5 protein-coding genes are annotated in these 4,753 nt (G+C 42.4%); 3 read left to right on the top strand and 2 right to left on the bottom strand.

The window, feature by feature from the left end; all coding sequences use genetic code 11:
- Nucleotides 1-397: 397 nt before the first annotated feature.
- Complete coding sequence (locus B4K26_RS06320) at nt 398-1,108, bottom strand: DNA glycosylase (RefSeq protein ID WP_296244234.1); 711 nt, start codon at nt 1,106-1,108, stop codon at nt 398-400.
- Nucleotides 1,109-1,480: 372 nt separating this feature from the next.
- Here B4K26_RS06320 and upp point away from each other — a divergent pair, with 372 nt between their 5' ends.
- Nucleotides 1,481-2,140, top strand: coding sequence for a uracil phosphoribosyltransferase (gene upp, locus B4K26_RS06315; RefSeq protein WP_296244233.1), 660 nt, complete (start codon nt 1,481-1,483; stop codon nt 2,138-2,140).
- A gap of 82 nt (nt 2,141-2,222) precedes the next feature.
- Nucleotides 2,223-2,975, top strand: coding sequence for an SDR family NAD(P)-dependent oxidoreductase (locus tag B4K26_RS06310; RefSeq protein ID WP_296244232.1), 753 nt, complete (start codon nt 2,223-2,225; stop codon nt 2,973-2,975).
- A gap of 23 nt (nt 2,976-2,998) precedes the next feature.
- Here the strand turns inward: B4K26_RS06310 and B4K26_RS06305 are convergent, their stop codons facing one another.
- Complete coding sequence (locus B4K26_RS06305; protein WP_296244230.1) at nt 2,999-3,655, bottom strand: hypothetical protein; 657 nt, start codon at nt 3,653-3,655, stop codon at nt 2,999-3,001.
- Between the two features lie 87 nt (nt 3,656-3,742).
- Here B4K26_RS06305 and B4K26_RS06300 point away from each other — a divergent pair, with 87 nt between their 5' ends.
- The gene (locus tag B4K26_RS06300; RefSeq protein WP_296244229.1) at nt 3,743-4,699 is read left to right on the top strand and encodes an alpha/beta fold hydrolase; all 957 of its coding nucleotides are present in this window, start codon (nt 3,743-3,745) and stop codon (nt 4,697-4,699) included.
- Nucleotides 4,700-4,753 lie beyond the last annotated feature (54 nt).

Genomic DNA, 4,753 nt, shown 5'->3' with positions numbered 1-4,753 from the left:
ATATGTAATTCACATATAAGTTGCTCCGGTTCTCCCTAATGAGGTGCGTATTATAGACACTTAATTTAATTAGTCAAGAAGTTATTTTTATTTAGTTTGAAAGTTTTATCAATCTACTTAAAAATAGTTCGATGTGTTCTTTCTCGCTAATGGTTGTTTATTCAGCGCTAAAGCACTTTCTAAACGCCCTTCCCTTTCGACTGGGTGGCATTATACGCGCTTTTGAATGAGGGTCAAGGGGGTTTTTCCGCTATTTTAAGTATTGTCTGATGACACTATCAATACTACCTATTTATCAAACAGTTAGGTTTAAAAATAGTTTCCACCTTTATCATAAATAGCCTTTTTCGCTTAAAACCACTTCTTCTTATATAACAGCTATCTATATGTGATGCTTTTATAGCTTCCCTACTTTCTTAAAGAACGCTTTATAAGCGGCGACCTTTTTATCTAACGCTAATGGATAAGCGCGTGAGGTGGAAGGCAGCCTATACAAGGTTAAGCCATGATTATCAGACTTGGTACTATTATCAGTACGTTGCGCTTTATAAGGAAAGACGATGTGTTGATTGGTTTTAGGATATTTTGATTTAATGGGCGGCTCATCCAACATATGTAGCAAAACCTCTGTCGCTTTACCGCCTGTCGTAAATAAGGTTTTAACCTTGGGAACTTGCGTCAATATATTGTCGAGTGCAATGGGAGTGACGACGGTAAGGAATTTATCAGAAGCATTTCCTGTCTCGCGAATTGCTTGAACCACTGTTGGGCAAGAGGCGATACCACGCTCAAACATAAAATCTCTGATACGATCAGGGTCGAAGCGTTTTTCGTCGCCTACTCTAAAATAATCCGCATCGTCATAGAATACGAGACCATAGATACGCCACATATCATTATGAAAGTTGGGATAATGAAACCTCATTGCCCACTTATCTGCAGTGGGAGGAAAGCTACCCATCATCATCACTGTCGCATCGTGTGGTAGAACAGGGCCAAATGGGTGAGTTTCGACATTTGCCGTTGCACTATCTAAATCTTGTGACCACACAAAGGCGTTAGCAGGTTTTAATTGATTGGTGTGAGTATTAGGTGGTGTTTTGGTCATGATATTCTTCATCAGAAAAGGCGTTTTTTTGTTATCATAGCAGGTCTAAACACTGCTTCACTTATCAAGGCTTTATATAGTCAAACATAGTCGACTTGGATAGAAAGATGATACTTTCTCTAGCTTAAACCATCTTACTTTTGCTAGCAGCTATAAATGTTATGATCGTTCTATATGATTGTTTTGATTGTAACGTCATCAAAATAAGCAATAAGCACGTCAAATATATCTGGCTTGCTTGATTATTAAGTTTCTAAGCTTACTATTTTTGGACGAAACATATGGTTAAAGTGCGGTAAGTGTTTGTATCTTTTATACTAATAGCAACCGCAGTAACTGCGCAAGCATCAGCTAAAAACTAAGAGAGTTCTTATGAGTGACTTAAACAGCGACCTACAGATTACGGTAATCGATCATCCACTAGTCCGTCATAAACTCAGTCTTATGCGCGAAAAAGACTGTAGTACTTATAAATTTCGCACATTGACCAAAGAACTTGCGCGTTTAATGGCGTATGAAGCAAGCCGCGACTTTGAGATTGAGAGCTTCCCAATGCAAGGCTGGTGTGGCGAGATTACTGGTGAGCAAATTTCGGGTAAAACCGTAACTGTTGTTCCTATTTTGCGTGCTGGTATCGGTATGCTCGACGGCGTGCTCGATTTAATCCCAACTGCGAAAATCTCTGTCGTCGGTTTGCAACGTGATGAAGAAACTTTGCAGCCAGTGCCGTTTTTTGAAAAATTTGTCAGCCACATGGACAAACGTCCTGCGCTTATCATCGATCCAATGCTGGCTACTGGTGGTTCAATGGTTGCGACTATTGAGATGCTAAAGAAAAATGGCTGTACCAATATCAAAGCATTGGTATTGGTTGCCGCCCCTGAAGGCGTGCGTTTAGTGAATGAAGCCCATCCTGATGTGACCATTTATACGGCTGCGCTTGATAGCCATTTGGATGAGCATGGTTATATCATTCCAGGTCTTGGTGATGCGGGTGATAAAATCTTTGGCAAGCAGTTATTTAACAAGTAAGACAACACCAATATCCCAAGACAAGCTGACGTCATTTATAAACCATGACACATGTAGAGAACATCAATGATAAGGATATAAGATGAACGTATTGATTACAGGGGCAAGCGCAGGTTTTGGAAAAGCGCTGGCTGAGCGATTAGTCGCAAAAGGACACCGCGTTATTGGCTGTGCCAGACGTTTCGATAAGCTCAATGCTTTAGCAGATACCTTGGGCCAGTCATTTTTACCTGTGGTCATGGATGTGAGTGACACGGATTCTATTCCGCAAATTATTGCCAATCTGCCTGACGAGTTTAAGCAAATCGATGTCTTGGTCAATAACGCTGGACTAGCACTCGGCACAGAACCTGCACAAAATGCCAGTCTCGATGATTGGATGCGCATGACCGATACCAATGTTAAAGGCTTAATGGCGCTGACTCATGCAGTCTTGCCAGCGATGGTTACCCGCGATAGTGGCTATATCATTAACGTGGGTTCGATTGCAGGTAGTTGGCCTTACTTTGGCGGTAATGTTTATGGCGCGACCAAAGCTTTTGTCAAACAGTTTAGCTTAAATCTGCGCGCGGATTTACTTGGTACGCAAGTGCGCGTGACCAATCTTGAGCCCGGTAATGTCGCGGGAACTGAGTTTTCAAACGTTCGCTATCATGGTGATGACGATAAAGCGGCTAAAGTCTATGATGGTTTTAAAACCATGACCGGCGATGATATTGGCGATCTATTATTGTGGCTGATTGAGTCGCCTGCTCATATTAACGTCAACCGTTTGGAAGTGATGCCTGTTGCGCAAACTTACAATGGTCTGACCATTGCTAAGCAAGGTTCGTAATCGTTTGGTCGTCATTTATCTCATTAACGTAATTCATAAGACCGAAGCAATATAGTGGCCTCTATGTTGCTTCTTTTTTTGGTTGTGATATTCATCTCACTGACTAAGCGCAACTCTTGAAAATCCAAAATTAGCACTTCATTACGCGTGCGCTCACTGGTACGTTTGTTATGACGTATTGGAAAGCCTAACACTTCCCTGCCAATCACCGTTATGTGGTCGATAATAACTGTTGAAAGGCTTAGCGCCGTTTTTTCACTATTTTTTTGGGCGCTTATTACCGCAGTGGCAGGGTTAACTGTCGTGGTTAAAAGTTTGGTTTGGCGCACGCTTTTTGGTATAGCGCCTGCAAAAAACAATACTTGCTCTAGCGGTAAATACTGCGCGTGGCGCATAAGCTCGCGGCGAAACAGCGCTGGCATATCGGTATTAAAGCTGTCTTCTGATTGTCGATAAAACGCCGTAAAATTACGATGTAAATAGCGCCCAAATACAGTGCTATTAATCCAATCTTGATAAACATCATTTGCTAGTAATTGCTGTGTAAAAGCGTCGGCATCTAGCGTGTCCTCTGCCGTGAGCATGGCCATCAATAGTGCCTGCGGAGTCGTAAACGTTTGCTGGTGCCAAACTTGTGGATAAAGACTGCTATCAAGTAATGGTAACGTCAACTTACCCATACGCTATTATCCTTATTAATCATTGAGCCTACTCTTCAATATATATAGTATCTACTATATAACTTCCTATCAAACGTATATTGCCTTATGAAGACAAGCTTGCTTACCTTACCTGCTAACTACCAGCTACAAACGATAAATATCGCTGCGGCTGACGGTACGCTATTACCAGTTTCTGTGATAGGAAATGGTAAACCTGTGCTGCTTTTACATGCTTACGGCATGGACGCGCGTGAGTTTTTGCCGTTTGTTTTGCCATTAGTTGGTAGATATGCCTTTTATCTGCCGCACTTGCGAGGGTTTGGCGCTGCCAAAGACATCAATCTGACCCAGTTTGATTTTGTCCGCCAGTATGCCGATGATATGAGTAAGATCATTGAGCACGTTTGCTTAGTGCGTAATATAGAATCGCTGCCAGTTGCTGCCATCTCGATGGGTGCGCAAGTGATGTGGGCGTACTTTGAACGTTATGGCAGCGCGAAAGTCAGCCGTTATTTAAACATCGACCAAAGCCCTGCGATTCATAATCAGCCTGATTGGCAAGGTGGCTTGTTCGGCGCGCGCCAGCAAGAAGTGTTTGATATTTTTCATAATGTCGTCAATATGACTTTGCCATATGCTAGTCTCGATAGCTTTACCCATCTACCATTTACTATAAAACGTCAGGTAACTGACGTCGAGCGATTGTTTTCTTTATTGTCAGTCAATCGCCCACTTTCAAAAGCGCTCATACAAGTCTTGACCCATCAAAATGATCATAAGCTGGTATTTTATGATCATAGCATCTGGCAACATAAAATGCGCTGCTTGCAAGCCTATTTAACTTTGCCCTATGACTTTCGCGGCGCGCTAGAGCGCGTCACTATTCCCGTGCTCAATCTCATCGGTGGTCGCTCCAAACTATACGACCCCAAGTGGCAGCAAAAAACCACCCAGCTGCTACCCAATGCTTGCGAGGTTATGTTCCCACGCTCAGGTCATGCAATACCGATGGATGAGCCAATCGAGTTTTATCGAGTGTTGAAAGGATTTTTGCAGGGTTAATTACTTATACCAAACCCAAAATATATAGTATCATCCACTGATGACTATACCAAT

Source organism: Psychrobacter sp. UBA6766, assembly GCF_002453355.1.
Lineage (GTDB): Bacteria > Pseudomonadota > Gammaproteobacteria > Pseudomonadales > Moraxellaceae > Psychrobacter.
Note: the sequence above shows the minus strand (reverse complement) of the source record. Positions and strands in the feature narration are given on the sequence as shown.